Source organism: Rhodanobacter sp. C06 (genome assembly GCF_002001105.1).
GTDB lineage: Bacteria > Pseudomonadota > Gammaproteobacteria > Xanthomonadales > Rhodanobacteraceae > Rhodanobacter_A.
Genome location: NZ_MUNP01000021.1, coordinates 69,132 through 84,081, shown reverse-complemented (window position 1 = coordinate 84,081; position 14,950 = coordinate 69,132). Strand labels below are relative to the sequence as shown.

The 14,950-nt window shown below is 69.0% G+C and carries 15 protein-coding genes; 8 read left to right on the top strand and 7 right to left on the bottom strand.

The window, feature by feature from the left end:
• Positions 1-452: 452 nt before the first annotated feature.
• The 8 genes from B0E52_RS01180 to B0E52_RS01145 all read left to right on the top strand — a co-directional run bounded on the left by B0E52_RS01180 (position 453) and on the right by B0E52_RS01145 (position 7,954).
• Positions 453-1,553: a dipeptide epimerase gene (locus B0E52_RS01180; protein WP_077480924.1), complete on the top strand. Its 1,101-nt coding sequence runs from the start codon at positions 453-455 to the stop codon at positions 1,551-1,553.
• A gap of 1 nt (position 1,554) precedes the next feature.
• Positions 1,555-2,412 carry a MurR/RpiR family transcriptional regulator gene (locus B0E52_RS01175; RefSeq protein ID WP_077480922.1) on the top strand — a complete coding sequence of 286 codons (858 nt, stop codon included), beginning with the start codon at positions 1,555-1,557 and terminating at the stop codon, positions 2,410-2,412.
• A 188-nt stretch (positions 2,413-2,600) separates the two neighbouring features.
• Entirely contained in the window at positions 2,601-3,371 is a 771-nt protein-coding gene (locus B0E52_RS01170; RefSeq protein WP_077480944.1) for a hypothetical protein, read from the top strand.
• On the top strand, positions 3,368-4,642 hold the full coding sequence (locus tag B0E52_RS01165) for a cation:dicarboxylase symporter family transporter (RefSeq protein WP_077480920.1): 1,275 nt from the start codon (positions 3,368-3,370) through the stop codon (positions 4,640-4,642). The genes B0E52_RS01170 and B0E52_RS01165 overlap by 4 nt, the downstream gene beginning before the upstream one ends.
• Before the next feature lie 95 nt (positions 4,643-4,737).
• The gene (locus B0E52_RS01160; protein WP_077480918.1) at positions 4,738-5,337 is read left to right on the top strand and encodes an aminodeoxychorismate/anthranilate synthase component II; all 600 of its coding nucleotides are present in this window, start codon (positions 4,738-4,740) and stop codon (positions 5,335-5,337) included.
• Positions 5,334-6,389: an anthranilate phosphoribosyltransferase gene (trpD, locus tag B0E52_RS01155; protein ID WP_077480916.1), complete on the top strand. Its 1,056-nt coding sequence runs from the start codon at positions 5,334-5,336 to the stop codon at positions 6,387-6,389. The genes B0E52_RS01160 and trpD overlap by 4 nt, the downstream gene beginning before the upstream one ends.
• 66 nt (positions 6,390-6,455) lie before the next feature.
• A complete protein-coding gene (gene trpC, locus B0E52_RS01150) occupies positions 6,456-7,250 on the top strand; it encodes an indole-3-glycerol phosphate synthase TrpC (RefSeq protein WP_077480914.1) in 795 nt (264 codons plus the stop codon).
• Between the two features lie 5 nt (positions 7,251-7,255).
• Entirely contained in the window at positions 7,256-7,954 is a 699-nt protein-coding gene (locus tag B0E52_RS01145; RefSeq protein ID WP_077480942.1) for an HAD family hydrolase, read from the top strand.
• A 70-nt stretch (positions 7,955-8,024) separates the two neighbouring features.
• Here the strand turns inward: B0E52_RS01145 and B0E52_RS01140 are convergent, their stop codons facing one another.
• The 7 genes from B0E52_RS01140 to rmuC all read right to left on the bottom strand — a co-directional run bounded on the left by B0E52_RS01140 (position 8,025) and on the right by rmuC (position 14,844).
• The gene (locus B0E52_RS01140; protein ID WP_077480912.1) at positions 8,025-9,653 is read right to left on the bottom strand and encodes an NAD(P)/FAD-dependent oxidoreductase; all 1,629 of its coding nucleotides are present in this window, start codon (positions 9,651-9,653) and stop codon (positions 8,025-8,027) included.
• Positions 9,654-9,911: 258 nt separating this feature from the next.
• A complete protein-coding gene (locus B0E52_RS01135; protein WP_077480910.1) occupies positions 9,912-10,427 on the bottom strand; it encodes a DUF1993 domain-containing protein in 516 nt (171 codons plus the stop codon).
• On the bottom strand, positions 10,424-11,764 hold the full coding sequence (locus tag B0E52_RS01130) for a TCR/Tet family MFS transporter (protein WP_077480908.1): 1,341 nt from the start codon (positions 11,762-11,764) through the stop codon (positions 10,424-10,426). The genes B0E52_RS01135 and B0E52_RS01130 overlap by 4 nt, the downstream gene beginning before the upstream one ends.
• 78 nt (positions 11,765-11,842) lie before the next feature.
• The gene (locus B0E52_RS01125; protein WP_254426662.1) at positions 11,843-12,145 is read right to left on the bottom strand and encodes a hypothetical protein; all 303 of its coding nucleotides are present in this window, start codon (positions 12,143-12,145) and stop codon (positions 11,843-11,845) included.
• A gap of 23 nt (positions 12,146-12,168) precedes the next feature.
• On the bottom strand, positions 12,169-12,771 hold the full coding sequence (gene folE, locus B0E52_RS01120; protein ID WP_077480906.1) for a GTP cyclohydrolase I FolE: 603 nt from the start codon (positions 12,769-12,771) through the stop codon (positions 12,169-12,171).
• 61 nt (positions 12,772-12,832) lie between these two features.
• On the bottom strand, positions 12,833-13,408 hold the full coding sequence (locus B0E52_RS01115; RefSeq protein ID WP_139351538.1) for an FUSC family protein: 576 nt from the start codon (positions 13,406-13,408) through the stop codon (positions 12,833-12,835).
• Positions 13,405-14,844, bottom strand: a complete 1,440-nt coding sequence (gene rmuC, locus B0E52_RS01110; RefSeq protein ID WP_077480902.1) for a DNA recombination protein RmuC — start codon at positions 14,842-14,844, stop codon at positions 13,405-13,407. Before rmuC ends, B0E52_RS01115 begins: the two co-directional genes overlap by 4 nt.
• Positions 14,845-14,950 lie beyond the last annotated feature (106 nt).

Genomic DNA, 14,950 nt, shown 5'->3' with positions numbered 1-14,950 from the left:
CTGCGGGCTTGCGGTTCGCCGTCTCCCTCCCCCGCGTGCAGGGGAGGGTTGGGGTGGGGTGCTCTTGCTTCTGCGCGCCGGGAGCGCACTGCTTTACCCGGGGCCCCTATGGCGCGGCGGGCGGGTGGAGGAAAGTCCGCAGGATGGCCGGCAGGAAGCCGGTCAGTTTTTCGCCGGTACATGGACGTGCCGTCGAAAAAACCCGGAGCCCGCCCGCGCACCCGCAGGGCAGGATGCCCGGAGGGCGCGCCATCGGGGTGCCCCTCTCTTTGGTTACTTTCTCTCGGGCATGCGAGAGAAAGTAACTCGGGCGCCGATAGGCGCTCGAAACCGCTTTGTTCTCGCGATCAACCGGCACTGTGCGTGCTCAAGGCCATCGCGCACAGGGTGCGCTCCTACGATCGCGGGAGCGCGCGGACACCTACGTATTCAACAAGGATGAAAGCCATCCCATGAAAATCACCGACATCCAGTTCGGCATGTTGCGCGTGCCGTTGAAGACGCCGTTCAAGACCGCGCTGCGCACCGTCAACCAGGTCGAGGACATCGTGGTGATGGTGCACACCGACACCGGCCACGTGGGCTACGGCGAGGCGCCGGCCACCGCGGTGATCACCGGCGACACGCACGGCTCCATCGTCGACGCGATCCGCCACTACATCACGCCGCGGCTGCTCGGCCAGGAAGTGGCCGATCTCAACCGGCTGACCGGATTGATCCAGTCCTCGATGGAGAAGAACTCCAGCGCCAAGGCGGCGGTGGAGATCGCGCTGTACGACCTGTGGGGCCAGCTCTACGGCGCGCCGCTGTACAAGCTGCTGGGTGGCGGCGACCCGGTAATCACCACCGACATCACGATCAGCGTGGACTACATCGACAAGATGGTGGCCGACTCCGTCGCCGCGGTTGAGCGCGGCTTCGAGTCGCTGAAGATCAAGGTGGGCAAGGACATCGGCGTCGACATCGAGCGGGTCAAGGCGATCTACGCCGCGGTCGAGGGCCGTGCCCTGTTGCGGCTGGACGCGAACCAGGGCTGGACCGCCAAGCAGGCGGTCTACGCGCTGCAGACGCTGGAGGAGGCCGGCATCAAGCTGGAGCTGGTCGAGCAACCGGTGAAGGCGCGCGACCTGGAAGGCATGCGTTATGTCACCGAGCGCGTGCACACGCCGATCATGGCCGACGAGAGCGTGTTCGGGCCGATGGAGGTGATCGAGCTGATCCGCCTGCGCGCCGCCGACATCATCAACATCAAACTGATGAAGACCGGCGGCATCTCCAACGCGATCAAGATCGCCGACATCGCCGCGCTGCACGGCGTGGACTGCATGATCGGCTGCATGCTGGAAACCTCGATCAGCGTGGCGGCCGCGGTGCACGTGGCGGTGGCCAAGGCCAACGCGATCACGAAGGTGGACCTGGACGGTCCCTCGCTGTGCCAGTTCAATCCGGTGGATGGCGGGGTGATCTTCAACGAGTCCGAGATCTCGGTGACGGATGCGCCGGGCCTGGGCATCCGCGAGATCCGCGGGCTGGAAACCGGCGTCGCGGGCTGACATGTCGCCGCTGGTAAAAATCCGCTCCGAGCGCGACCGCATGTCGGCGGTGGAACGCCGCATCGCCGACTTCGTGCTGGACAACGCGCAGCTGCTGCGCGACTACTCCTCGCAACAGCTCGCCAACGCGCTGGGCATCAGCCAGTCCAGCGTGGTCAAGTTCACCCAGAAGCTGGGTTTCAAGGGTTACCCGGACCTCAAGTACTCGGTGGGCGAGGCGATCGCCCGCGCCGACAACGGCGACGACGAAGAGGCCGCGGCGCAGGTCGGCGGCGGAGCTGACGAGTCGCTGGCCGCCGATCTGTGGCGACGCAAGTCCGAGGCGGAGGAGGCGACCCGGCTGATCAATCCGCCGCAGGCGCTGGCGGCGGTGGCCGCTGCGATCGGCACGGCCGGGCGCAGCGGCAAGGTGTTCATCATCGGCCTCGGCGAGGACGACATCCCTGCGCGCAGCTTCGCGCTGAAGCTGTCGCTGCTGGGCATCCTCACCGTGCACAACTTCGACACCGCGCGGATGACCGCCAACGTCTCCGCCGCCGGCCACGGCGACGTGCTGGTGGTGTTCTCCGAACACGGCAACCATCCGGCGCTGGGCAAGATCAGCCGCTATTTCCGCGAGCGGCGCGGCCAGGTGATCAGCGTGACCCGGCACACCGCCAACCCGCTGCGCACGCTGGCGGATGCGGCGCTGCTGGTGTCGGCGCACGACGAGCGTCCGTACATCCAGTCGCTGCTCTACCAGTCTGCATTGCAGCACCTGCTGGACGTCGTCTTCGTGCGCCTGTGCGAAGGCGACGATGCGCGCCATGCACAACTGGTCGCCAACCTGGATCGCATTCAGCAGATGCTGGAGCCATGAATGGCCGTCCGGACGTCCATCCACGCCGTATCCTTGAATCCCTCTCCCTCCGGGAGAGCGATACCCTTGGACTCCTCTCCCTTCGGGAGAGGGGGTGGGGAGAGGGTCCGGCATCCGCCGGAACGCCCATTTCCGTCCGAACCCTTTCCCAAGGGAGAGGAAATCCTTCGTTGGAGGTTTTCGTGGTCATGCGCAACCGCCTCGTCACCCTGTTGATCGCCGGCCTTGCCTTCGCAGGCAACGTCATTGCCGCCAAGGCACCGTCCGCCGCCTGGTCCAATGCCAACCAGATGATCCTGGTCACCGTGCCCGACTGGAACACGATCGAAGGCACGTTGCGCACTTACCAGCGCGATCACGGCGGCGCGTGGCGTGAAGTGGGCGCGGTGCGGCCGGTGGTGATCGGGAAGAGCGGCGCGGCCTGGGGCATCGGCCTCAGTCCGGCGCAGCACGACGGCCCGCAGAAGCGCGAGGGCGACGGCCGCAGCCCGGCCGGCGTGTTCCGCATCGGCACCGCGTTCGGCTACGCCGCCCACGCGGACACGGCACTGCCGTATCTCGCGCTCACCGCCACCGACTGGTGCATGGACGTCAGCGGCACGCCGCTCTACAACCGCATCGCCGACACGGCCAAGGTGGGCACGGCAGCGCTGAAAGGGGCCAGCGAGCCGATGCGGCGCGATCTGCATTTCCATGGCGACCAGGCCTACCGGATCGGCTTCGTGATCGAGCACAACCCGGACGGAGCGCCGAACGGCGGCAGTTGCATCTTCGCGCACCTGTGGTCGTCACCGACCACGGGCACCACCGGCTGCACCGCGATGACGCCGGACAGCATGCAGCACCTGCTGGCATGGCTGAAACCGGAGGAACACCCGGTGTTCGTGTTGCTGCCGCAGGACGAGTACGCGCGCCTGCACCATGCCTGGCGACTGCCTGACGTGAAGGCCGGCCGATGAGCGCGACCACCCGCGTGTTGCTGGGCCTCGCCGCCGGCGCGCTGGCCGGCCTGGCGTTGGCCACCTGGACCCCGGACTGGGCTGCGCGTGCGGCGGACGTCGCCCAGCCGATCGGCCACCTGTGGCTGAACGCCTTGCAGATGACGGTGGTGCCGCTGGTGCTGGCGCTGGTGGTGGTGGGCGTGAACACCGCCAGCGACGCGGCGGCTTCCGGGCGCATCGCACGGCGCACCCTGGTCGCGATCATCGCGGTGCTCGCGCTGGGTGCGGCGGTCGCCGCGCTGCTCGCGCCGCCGTTGCTGGCGCTGTTCCCGCATGACCCGGCATTGGGCGCCGCGCTGAACGGGGCCGGTGCGCACGTGCCGATCACCGCCGCGCCGGGCTGGGCAAGCTGGTTCGAGGGCATAGTGCCCAGCAACGCGCTGATGGCGGCCGCGCAGAGCGCGATGCTGCCGCTGGTGGTGTTCGCGCTGTGCCTCGGCTTCGCGCTGACGCAGTTGCAGCCGTCGCGGCGCGCGCTGCTGGTGGAGTTCTTCCAGGCCATCGCCGACGCGATGATCGCGATCGTGCGCTGGGTTCTGTGGCTGGCGCCGCTGGGCGTGTTCGCGCTGATCCTTGCCGTCTGCGCCCGTGCCGGCCTGGGCATGGTGCGCGCGCTGGGCGTGTACGTGCTGACCGAGATCCTGCTCTACCTGGCGGTGACCGCGTTGATGCTGCCGGTGGCGGTGCTGTGGGGCGGAGAGCGGCTGCGCCGCTTCGTCGTCGCGCTGGCGCCGGCGCAGGCGGTGGCGGCCAGCACGCAGTCCTCGCTGGCCTCGCTGCCGGCGATGCTGGAGAGCGCGGAGCGGCGGCTCGGCTATCCGACCCAGGTCACCGCGCTGGCGCTGCCGATGGCGGTGTCGCTGTGCCGGCTCACCAGTCCGGTGCAGTACATCGCCTCGGCCTGCTTCATCGCCTGGGCCAGCGGCATCCACCTGGGGCCGGCGCAGCTCGCGGCGGGTGCGGCGCTGGCGGTGGTGATCAGCCTGGGCTCGGTCGGCCTGCCCGGCCAGGTCACCTTCATGGCGACCAACCTGCCGGTGGCGCAGGCGATGGGCGTGCCACTGGCGCCGCTGGGCCTGATGCTGGCGGTGGACACGCTGCCCGACGTATTCGCCACGCTGGGCAACGTCACCGCCGACCTTACGGTGACCAGCGTGGTGGCGCGGCAATCGCGGCGCGACGCGGCAACCGACGCGCCGCGCGCGCCGGAGGCGGTCGACAGGCCGTAGCGCGTCAGGCCGGGCCTGCGACAGGCACGAGCAAATGGCCGGCTATACTGCAAGGCCCGCGGCGCCCGTTGCGCCGTCTTGCCCGCAGGCCCGCCATGCTGCTGATGATCGACAACTACGACAGCTTCACCTTCAACCTCGTGCAGTACCTGGGCGAGCTGGGGCAGGAGGTGAAGGTGGTGCGCAACGATGCGCTGGACGTGGCGGGCATCCGCGCGCTGAAGCCCGCGCGCATCATGATTTCGCCGGGGCCGGGCACGCCGGACGACGCGGGCGTGTCGCTGGACGTGTTGCGCGAGTTGTCGGGCGAAATCCCGGTGTTCGGCGTGTGCCTGGGCCACCAGGCGATCGGCCAGGCGTTCGGCGGCAAGGTGATCCGCGCCAAGCGGATCATGCACGGCAAGACCTCGCCGGTGCGCCATCGCGGCCAGGGCGTGTTCGCCGGCCTGCCCGATCCGTTCGAGGCCACGCGCTACCACTCGCTGGTGGTGGAGCAGGGCTCGCTGCCCGATTGCCTGGAAGTGACCGCGTGGACGGAGAACGCGGACGGCAGCATCGACGAGATCATGGGACTGCGCCACAAGACGCTGCCGGTGGAGGGCGTGCAGTTCCATCCCGAATCCATCCTCACCCAGCACGGTCACGACATGCTGGCGAACTTCCTGGGCCTGCCGCGGCGGAAGCTGGCGGCATGAGCGCACGCGAAATCAGCATCACCCCGCAGGAGGCACTGCAGCGCACGATCGAGCACCGCGAGATCTTCCACGACGAGATGATCGCGCTGATGCGCCAGATCATGGCGGGTGAGGTGAGCCCGTTGATGACCGCGGCGATCATCACCGGCTTGCGCGTGAAGAAGGAGACCGTGGGCGAGATCACCGGCGCGGCGCGGGTGATGCGCGAGCTGGCGCACCAAGTCCCGGTGGTGGGCGACGTGGACCACCTGCTCGATATCGTGGGCACCGGCGGCGACGGCGCCTCCAGCTTCAACATCTCCACCGCCTCGATGTTCGTGGCGGCGGCGGCGGGCGCGCGCATCGCCAAGCACGGCGGGCGCAGCGTGTCGTCGAAATCCGGCAGCGCCGACGTGCTGGAGGCGCTGGGCGCGCGCATCGACCTTGCGCCCGCGCAGGTGGCCGAGTGCCTCGCGGAAACCGGCATCGGTTTCATGTTCGCGCCGAACCACCATCCGGCCATGAAGGTGGTTGCGCCGGTGCGCAAGGAAATGGGCGTGCGCACCCTGTTCAACATCCTGGGACCGCTGACCAACCCGGCTGGCGCGCCCAACATCCTGATGGGCGTGTTCCACCCCGACCTGGTCGGCATCCAGGTGCGTGTGCTGCAGCAGCTGGGCGCGCGCCGCGCGCTGGTGGTGTGGGGCCGCGACGGCATGGACGAGATCTCGCTGGGCGCGGCTACCCTGGTCGGCGAATTGCGCGACGGCGTGGTGCGCGAGTACGAGGTCGAGCCGGAGGATTTCGGTCTCGCGATGGCCTCCAGCCGCAACTTGCGCGTGGCCGACGTGGCCGAGTCGAAGGCGATGCTGGAACGGGCGCTGGACGGCGAGCGCGGCGTGCCGCACGACATCGTCTGCCTCAACGCGGGTGCGGCGCTGTACGCGGCGAACGTGGCCGATTCCATCGGTGCCGGCATCGCGCTGGCGCGTGCCACGATTGCCAGCGGCGCGGCCCGTGCGAAAATGCAGGCCTTCGTGGCGGCGACGAGACGGCTGGCCGGCAGGCTGTGATAGCTTGACGGCGCGACGACATGGTCGTCGCCACGATGCCCCCGCCCCCAGCATCCACCCCATGCCATGACCGACATCCTCAACCGCATCCTCGCCCGCAAGGCGGAAGAAGTGGCCGAACGCCAGTCACGGCTGCCGTTGGCCGAGCTGGCCGCGCGCATCACCGACCTGCCCGAGACGCGCGGCTTCGCCGCGGCGATCGAGGCGAAGATCAGCGCCGGCCAGCCCGCGGTGATCGCCGAGGTGAAGAAGGCCAGCCCCAGCAAGGGCGTGATCCGCGCCGACTTCGATCCGGCGGCGATCGCGAAGAGCTACGCCAAGGGCGGCGCGGCCTGCCTTTCGGTGCTCACCGACAGCGACTTCTTCCAGGGCAGCGAGGCCTTCCTGCAGCAGGCGCGCGACGCGTGCACGCTGCCGGTGCTGCGCAAGGACTTCATCATCGACCCGTACCAGGTGCACGAGGCGCGCGCGATCGGCGCCGACTGCGTGCTGCTGATCGTCTCCGCGCTGGACGACGAGGTGCTGCTGCAGCTCTCGCTGCAGGCGGCCGAGCTCGACCTCGACGTGTTGTGCGAAGTGCACGACGAGGAGGAGCTGGAACGTGCGCTGGCGTTGCCGGTGCCGCTGATCGGCGTCAACAACCGCAACCTGCGCAATTTCGAGACCTCGCTGGAAACCTCGTTGCGGCTGCAGGAACTGATGGAATACGACCGCATCCTGGTCGCCGAATCCGGCATCCGCACGCCCGGGGACGTGGCGCGCCTGCGCGAGGGCGGCATCAACGCGTTCCTGGTCGGCGAGGCGTTCATGCGTGCCGACGATCCGGGCAGCGAACTGAAGCGGTTGTTCGGCACGAAATAATGCAGATGGATACAGGGGACATGGTGCCGCCGGTGGCGGCGAGCGACGATGCGCTGGCGCCGCGCGTAGTGCTGTTCGATTTCGACGGCGTGCTGCTGCACGGCGATGCCTTCTACTTCTTCGTACGCAGCCGCTACGAGCGCTCGTGGCTGCGCCGGCTGCTGGTGCTGCCCTGTCTGCCGTGGCTGCTGTTGCAGCTGCCGTTCTCGCGCCGGCGCGTGGCGCGCACCCTGGTGCACGCCGCGCTGTTCGGTACGGGCGAGGCGCGTTACCAGGCGCTGGCGAGGTCCTACGCCGCCGAGATGGTGCAGCACTCGCGCCTGTTCAACCGCGACGCGCTGCGCCAGTTGCGCCGGCATCAGCAGGCGGGCGACCGCGTGATCGTGGTGACCGGCTGCGAGCAGGCGCTGGTGGGCGGGATCCTCGAACAGCTGGGCCTGGGCGACGTGGAACTGCTCGCCTCGCGGCTGCGTGCCACCGGCCTGGGCATGCGCACCGGCTTCCACAACATTGGCGCGAACAAGCTCAAGGCGCTGGCCGCGCACGGCGTGACCGCGTGGCAGCAGGCCTACAGCGACTCGCTGATGGATGTGCCGATGCTCAAGCCCGCCGCCGAGCCGGTGCTGGTCAACGGCACGCCCAAGCTGTGCAAGAAGATGGACGCAGCGCTTGGGCGAGTGGTCGGCCGCGTGGCGTGGCGGTAGGGGCGGAGCGTAGGAGCGGCTTCAGCCGCGATTCCTCTACCAATCGCGGCTGAAGCCGCTTCTACGCACGTTATCGGCCAGTGATCGACAGCGCCACCGCCTCCGCCACGCGTATCCCGTCCACCGCCGCGGAAAGAATGCCGCCCGCGTAGCCCGCGCCTTCGCCGGCGGGATACAGCCCGCGGGTGTTGAGGCTTTGCAGGTCCTCGTCGCGGCGCTTGATGCGCACCGGCGAGGAAGTGCGCGTCTCCACCCCGGTGAGCATCGCGTCGGGCAGCGCATAGCCCTTTATTTGGCGGTCGAACGCGGGGATCGCGGCGCGGATCGCGGCCACCGCATAGCCGGGCAAGGCGCTGGAGAGATCGGTGAGATGCACGCCCGGCTGGTACGAGGGCTGCACCTCGCCAAACGCGCGCGAAGGCTTGCCCGCGAGGAAGTCGCCCACGCGCTGGCCGGGTGCGCTGTAGTCGCCGCCGCCGAGGGCGTAGGCGTTCGATTCCCAGTGTCGCTGCAGCGCGATGCCAGCCAGCGGACCCTCGCCGTACGGCGCGTAGTCGGCCGGCGCGATGTCGCACACGATCGCCGCGTTCGCGTTGCGTTCGTTGCGCGAGTACTGGCTCATGCCGTTCGTCACCACGCGTCCCGGCTCGCTGGTGGCGGCCACCACGGTGCCGCCGGGGCACATGCAGAAGCTGTACACCGAGCGGCCATCGCGACCGTGGTGCACCAGTTGATAGTCGGCCGCGCCGAGGATGGGGTGGCCGGCCTGCGGGCCGAAGCGCGCGTGGTCGATCAGCGACTGCGGGTGCTCGATGCGGAAGCCGATCGAGAACGGCTTGGCCTCCACGTACACGCCGCGCGCATGCAGCATCTCGAAGCTGTCGCGCGCACTGTGGCCCAGCGCCAGCACCACGTGGTCGCTGCGCAGCTCCGCGCCGCTGGCCAGCCGCACGCCGCGCACGTGGCGCTCGCCTTGCGCGTCGATCTCGATCAGCAGGTCGTCCACGCGCTGGTCGAAGCGGATCTCGCCGCCCAGCGCCTCGATGGTGCCGCGCATGTTCTCCACCATCGTCACCAGCCGGAACGTGCCGATGTGCGGCTTGCTGACGTAGAGGATCTCCTCCGGCGCGCCGGCCTTGACGAACTCGGTGAGCACCTTGCGGCCGTGGTGCCGCGGATCGCGGATCTGGCTGTGCAGCTTGCCGTCGGAAAACGTGCCCGCGCCGCCCTCGCCGAACTGCACGTTGGAATCCGGGTGCAGCTGGCGCTTGCGCCACAGGTCCCAGGTGTCTTTCGTGCGCTCGCGCACCGCCTTGCCGCGCTCCAGCACGATCGGGCGAAAGCCCGATTGCGCCAGGATCAGCGCTGCGAACAGGCCGCAGGGGCCGAAGCCGATCACGAGGGGGCGGTGTTCCAGTCGCGCCGGTGCCTGCACCACGCAGTGGTAGCTGGTGTCCGGCGTGGGCTGCACATGACGATCATCCGCATGGCGCGCCAGCAACGCGACCTCGTCGGCCACGTCCACGTCCAGCGTGTAGATCAGCGCGATCGAGCCGCGCTTGCGCGCGTCGTAGCCACGGCGGAATACGGTGTAGCCATGCAGCGACACGGGCTGGATGCCGAGCTTCGCGCAGATTGCCGCGGGGAGTGCTTCCGCGGGGTGATCCAGCGGCAGCTTGATGTCGGTGAGGCGCAGCATCAGGAGGTGGGCGTGGTTCGCAGGAGCGAAGGAGCGGATTTTCGCAGATATGGCGCGAGGGTGTGGCGCCGGCGCGCCGTGCCCCTCTCCCCGTCGGGGAGAGGGTTGGGGTGAGGGGCGGGGGCTCGCGGAAACGTTTGTCGAAGACAGGTTTGTCTGCAACGAGTTTCCGTGCGCCCGCCACGCCCGAAACCGCCTTGTTGCTCGTGGCAGCTTCCCGATGCGATGAAGGCTCAGGCCGCGAGCCCGCGCCGCATCTCAGAACTTCCCGAGGAAATCCGCCTTGCCCAGCTCGGTGCCCGCCTCGCGCAGGATCGCGTAGGCAGTGGTGCAGTGGAAGAACAGGTTCGGCAGCACGTAGTCGAACAGGTAGGCCTGCCCTTCGAAGCGCTGCTCGCCGCTGGGGCTGTTGCGGCTGGGGAAGACCACGCTGCGCGCTTCGCTGCCGTCGATCTGCGCGGGCTGGAAGCCTTGCACGTAGGCGGTCGCGGCGTCGATGCGCGCATGCAGTTCGGCCAATGTGGCCTCGTTGTCCGCGAAGGACTTCGGCTCGACGCCGGCGAGACGGGCGCAGCCGCGGGCGGCCATGTCGCAGGCGATCTGCACCTGCTTCACCAGCGGCAGCATGTCGGGGATCAGGCGCGTCTGCAGCAGGGTGGCGTCGCTGACGTTCTTTGCCTTGGCGTGCGCCTCGCCCTGCTGCAGCACGTGGCGCAGGTTGGCGAGCGCGCGAACGAAGACGGGGACACTGGCTTGGTACATGGAGAGGCTCATCGGGTTGGCTCCACAGGGTCGGGGGAAGGCAGATCGGTGGCGAGCACGTCGCCGAGGGATGCTGGTGCCATGGGCGCGATGGCAGCGTCGTCGGCCGATGCCGGCGCGGCATGGCGGGTGGCGCGGACCGCCACCAACGCCGCCGCCAGCAGCAGCAACGCCGCCAGCACGAAGGCCGCGCCGGGCAGCTGGTGCACCGGCGCATGGTCGCTGATGAACAGCGCGAACAGGTTCGCGAACATCGCCGGGCCGAGAATGCCGGCGAGGCCGCGCAGGCTGGACAGCGCGCCCTGCAGGCGACCCTGCTCATGCGGGTCGACCAGGTGGGTCATCATTGATTGCGCCGGCGGCCCGGCGAGGCCGCCGAGGCAGAACAGCGGGATCGCCAGCAGGAACAGCGCGGCGCTCGGCGCAAGGCCGAACCAGAGATAGCCCGCCATGCACAGCACCAGGCCGGCGAGGATCATCCGCCGTTCGCCCAGCTTCGGCATCAGGCGGCGCACCAGGCCGCCCTGCACCATGGCGCCGCACAGGCCGACCAGGCCCAGCGTGTAGCCCACCGCCTGCGGCCCCCAGCCGAAGCGGAAATCGGCGTACAGCACGTAGGTGGAGTTGAGCGAGAACTGCGCGAGGTTGATCAGGAAGAACACCGCCGCCAGCCCGAGCACCTGCGGGTAGCGGCGCAGTAGCGCCACCGCGCCGAACGGGTTGGCGTGGCGCCAGTCGAAGCGCGTCGCGCGGCGTTCCTTCGGCAGCGATTCCGGCAGCACGAAATACCCGTAGCCGAAGTTGATCAGCGACAGTCCGGCCGCCACCCAGAACGGCAGGCGCAAGTGCCAGTGGCCGAGGAAGCCGCCCAGTGCCGGGCCCAGAACGAAGCCCAGGCTGAGCGCCGCGCCCAGCATGCCGAACGCGGCCGCGCGCTTGTCTTTCGGCACCACGTCGGCGATGTAGGCGTTCGCGGTGGAGAAGCTGGCCGCACAGATGCCGGACACCGCGCGACCCAGGAACAGCAGCCACAGTGCCGGCGCCAGTGCCATCACGATGAAGTCCACGCCGAGGCCGAAGCTGGAGATCAGAATCACCGTGCGCCGCCCGTAGCGATCCGACAGCGCACCCTGCACCGGCGAGAACAGGAACTGCATCAGCATGAACAGCGTGCTGATCGCGCCGACCCAGACCGCCGCCTTGGCGATGCTGCCGCCGATCAGCTCGACGATCAGGTGCGGCATCACCGGGATGATGATGCCGAACGCCAGCATGTCCAGCGTGACGGTGACGAAGATGAAGGCGAGGGCGGCGCGTTTGCGCGAGGTGGCGGCGGCGGGCTGGTTCATGGCTGGCGCGGTGAGGCAGACGCGAGACGATAGCGCATCATGCCGCGGCGTGGCTGGCCTGCGACGAAACGGCGATGCTCATCCTGGCGGCGCCGTGAGTTCCTGCGCATCCAGGCAGCCGGTGTGGCGGCGGTCCAGCCGGTGGAACTGACGGCGCAGGTTGGCCTGCCATTGCTTGAGCGTCAGCGGCTTGCCGCGGCCGCCGGGCAGCTCGTACGCTTCCAGCACGCCGTCGTGGTTGGTGTCCAGGCGCTCGAAGCCGCGGCTCATGTAGGCCACGTATTCGGCCTCGCTCACGCAACCGTTGCCGTCGGTGTCGAACTGGCGCAGGTAGGCGTTACGCGAGTCCTGCGCCGCGGCAACGAGCGGTAGCAGCAACACGATGGAGGCTGCGGCGGCCCGGATCACCGGCGCAGGCTGCCGTGCAGGCCGATGAATTGCAGGAACTCGGCGCGGGTGCGCGCGTCTTCGCGGAAGGTGCCGAGCATCTGGCTGGTCACCATCGACACGCCACGCTTGTGCACGCCGCGGGTGGTCATGCACTCGTGGCTGGCGTCGACCACCACCGCCACGCCGGCAGGCTGCAGGGTCTCCTGGATGCATTGCGCGATCTGCGCGGTGAGCTTTTCCTGCACCTGGAAGCGGCGCGCATAGCCTTCCACCACCCGCGCCAGCTTGCTGATGCCGACCACGCGGTTGGTGGGCAGGTAGCCGACGTGGGCGCGGCCGATGATCGGCGCCATGTGGTGCTCGCAGTGGCTCTCGAACTCGATGTCGCGCAGCACCACCATCTCGTCGTAGCCCTCGACTTCCTTGAAGGTGCGCTTGAGATAGTCGGCCGGATCCTCGCCGTAGCCGGAGAACCAGTCGCGATAGGCCTTCACCACGCGGCGGGGCGTGTCGAGCAGGCCTTCGCGTGCGGGATCCTCGCCGGCCCAGCGCAGCAGGATGCGCACGGCTTCCTCGGCCTGCTCGCGGGTGACGTCGTTCGGGGTGGAGTCGCTCATGGGGAATTCCGGGGCATCAGACCGGCCTAGTGTAACGGCCGCTGCCGTGGGCGGGCGCGGATCATGACGGTGCGTCGCCGAACCAGCGACGTTCGAGCAGATCGAACATCCGCGTCACCAGCAGTGCCGCGACCGCGCCCAGCGTGACTTCGCCCAGCCGGAACAGCGCGAACTGCCAGAATGCGCCTTCATGCGGCACCAGCAGGATGATCGTGGAAGTGATCCCGCTGATGCGGCCGGCCGCGCCGAGGTTGAGCAGCCAGCACATCAGCATGCCGACCATCACCGCCAGCACGTAGGCGAGGTAATGCTCGTGCCCCAGCGTGGCGGCGGCCAGCCCGACCAGGCCGCCGATCATCGCGCCCACGAACTGGTCGCGCGAGGAATGGCGCACCTCGGCATAGCTGCTCTGGGTCACCGAGATCGCGGTGATCGCGGCCCAGAAGCCCTGTTCCAGGCCCAGTCCGAGCGCCGCCCAGTAGCCGAGGCTGGCCGCCAGCACCGCGCGCAGCGCATGTGCAAGGCCGGCGAGCAGGCGCTCGCGCCGCGGCAGCGCCACACGCAGCCGCAGCACCTCGTCGGCCAACGCGCTGAGCCGACGGCGGTGTTCGCCGAGCGACCGGCGCGGCATGTTCATGCCTCGTCGTCCGGCTCGGCGTCATCGGTCGCGGTGTTGTCGAGCAGGCCCGCGGCCTCCTGCCCCGGCAGCGATTCCACCTCGCGCAGCCGGCGGGTGATCGCGCGGGTGCGCACGCCGGTGGCCTCGATGTGCTTGCCGGCCTCGTCGAGCTTCTTCTTCACCTTGTCCAGCACCTCGCCGAACTTGCCGAATTCGCTCTTCACCGCGCCCAGCAACTGCCACACCTCGCTGCTGCGTTTCTCGATCGCCAGCGTGCGAAATCCCATCTGCAGTGCGTTGAGGATCGCGGTGAGCGTGGTCGGCCCGGCCACGGTGACCTTGTGCTCGCGCTGCAGCGCCTCGAACAGACCGGGCCGGCGCAGCACCTCGGCGTACAGGCCCTCGGTGGGCAGGAACAGTATGGCGAAGTCGGTGGTGTGCGGCGGCGCCACGTACTTGGCGCGGATCGTCTTCGCTTCCTCGCGCACGCGGCGTTCCAGCGCGGCGGCGGCAAGATTGGCGGCCTCGGCATCGGCGCGTTCCTGCGCGTCGAGCAATCGTTCGTAGTCCTCGCGTGGAAACTTCGCGTCGATCGGCAGCCACACGGGGTGTTCGGCGTCGGCGCCGGGCATGCGCAGCGCGAATTCCACGCGGTCGTTGCTGCCCGGCACGGTGGCGATGTTCGACTTGTATTGCTCGGGTGTCAGCAGCTGGTCGAGCAGGGCGCCCAGCTGCACCTCGCCGAGGATGCCGCGTGTCTTCACGTTGCCAAGCACGCGCTTGAGATCGCCCACGCCGGTGGCGAGGCTCTGCATTTCGCCCAGGCCGCGCTGCACCTGTTCCAGCCGTTCGGAGACCAGCGCGAACGACTGGCCTAGTCGCGTTTCCAGCGTGGACTGAAGCTTCTCGTCCACGGTGGCGCGCATTTTTTCCAGCTGTGCGGCGTTGTCCTCGCGCAGCGTCTTCAGCTGGCCTTCCAGCGTGCCGCGCACTTCGCCCATGCGCTTTTCGTGTTCGGCGCCTAGCGCGCCGAGGCGCTGCTGCTGCTGTTCGCCGAAGCGGTTCAGCGCCAGCGTGAGTTCCTCGCGGCTCTTGCGCGCATCTTCCGTGAGGCGCTGCGCCAGCGTCTGCAGGCCGGCGCTGGTGCCGTCGGTGAGTGCGGCGAGGCGCTGGCCGAACCCGTCGATGCGCTCGGCCTGCTGGCGCGACATGCCGTCCAGCTGCTCGCCGACATGCCCGCGGAAGCGTTCGAAGCCCTGCTGCAGTTCCTCGCGGCCACTGCGCTGTTCCTCGCGCAGTGCGCGCTGCAGGCGTTCGTTGTCGTCCTTCAGCGCATCGAGCTTCGCGGCCAGACCGGCGTCGCCGCGCCCGCGCAGCAGTAGGGCGGCTTGCAGCGCCAGCAGCACCAGCGCGAGCACGACGAGGACGATGAGCAGGGTTTCGCTGGCAGGCATGGCGGGTTTCGCTGGAATCGGATGCATACCAGTGTACGTCCTGCCGTCGCAGGCCTTGCGACTTCACACCGTGTTCGCCGCGGCCGCGCATGATGGCTTGGTCCGA

Coding starts and splice junctions, on each gene's coding strand:
- B0E52_RS01140 (WP_077480912.1), bottom strand. CDS start 9,653: ATGCTGCGCCTCACCGACATCAAGCTGCCGCTGGATCACCCCGCGGAA.
- trpC (WP_077480914.1), top strand. CDS start 6,456: ATGACCGACATCCTCAACCGCATCCTCGCCCGCAAGGCGGAAGAAGTG.
- B0E52_RS01135 (WP_077480910.1), bottom strand. CDS start 10,427: ATGAGCCTCTCCATGTACCAAGCCAGTGTCCCCGTCTTCGTTCGCGCG.
- trpD (WP_077480916.1), top strand. CDS start 5,334: ATGAGCGCACGCGAAATCAGCATCACCCCGCAGGAGGCACTGCAGCGC.
- B0E52_RS01145 (WP_077480942.1), top strand. CDS start 7,256: ATGGATACAGGGGACATGGTGCCGCCGGTGGCGGCGAGCGACGATGCG.
- B0E52_RS01180 (WP_077480924.1), top strand. CDS start 453: ATGAAAATCACCGACATCCAGTTCGGCATGTTGCGCGTGCCGTTGAAG.
- B0E52_RS01160 (WP_077480918.1), top strand. CDS start 4,738: ATGCTGCTGATGATCGACAACTACGACAGCTTCACCTTCAACCTCGTG.
- B0E52_RS01165 (WP_077480920.1), top strand. CDS start 3,368: ATGAGCGCGACCACCCGCGTGTTGCTGGGCCTCGCCGCCGGCGCGCTG.
- B0E52_RS01115 (WP_139351538.1), bottom strand. CDS start 13,408: ATGAACATGCCGCGCCGGTCGCTCGGCGAACACCGCCGTCGGCTCAGC.
- B0E52_RS01170 (WP_077480944.1), top strand. CDS start 2,601: ATGCGCAACCGCCTCGTCACCCTGTTGATCGCCGGCCTTGCCTTCGCA.
- B0E52_RS01175 (WP_077480922.1), top strand. CDS start 1,555: ATGTCGCCGCTGGTAAAAATCCGCTCCGAGCGCGACCGCATGTCGGCG.
- folE (WP_077480906.1), bottom strand. CDS start 12,771: ATGAGCGACTCCACCCCGAACGACGTCACCCGCGAGCAGGCCGAGGAA.
- rmuC (WP_077480902.1), bottom strand. CDS start 14,844: ATGCCTGCCAGCGAAACCCTGCTCATCGTCCTCGTCGTGCTCGCGCTG.
- B0E52_RS01130 (WP_077480908.1), bottom strand. CDS start 11,764: ATGAACCAGCCCGCCGCCGCCACCTCGCGCAAACGCGCCGCCCTCGCC.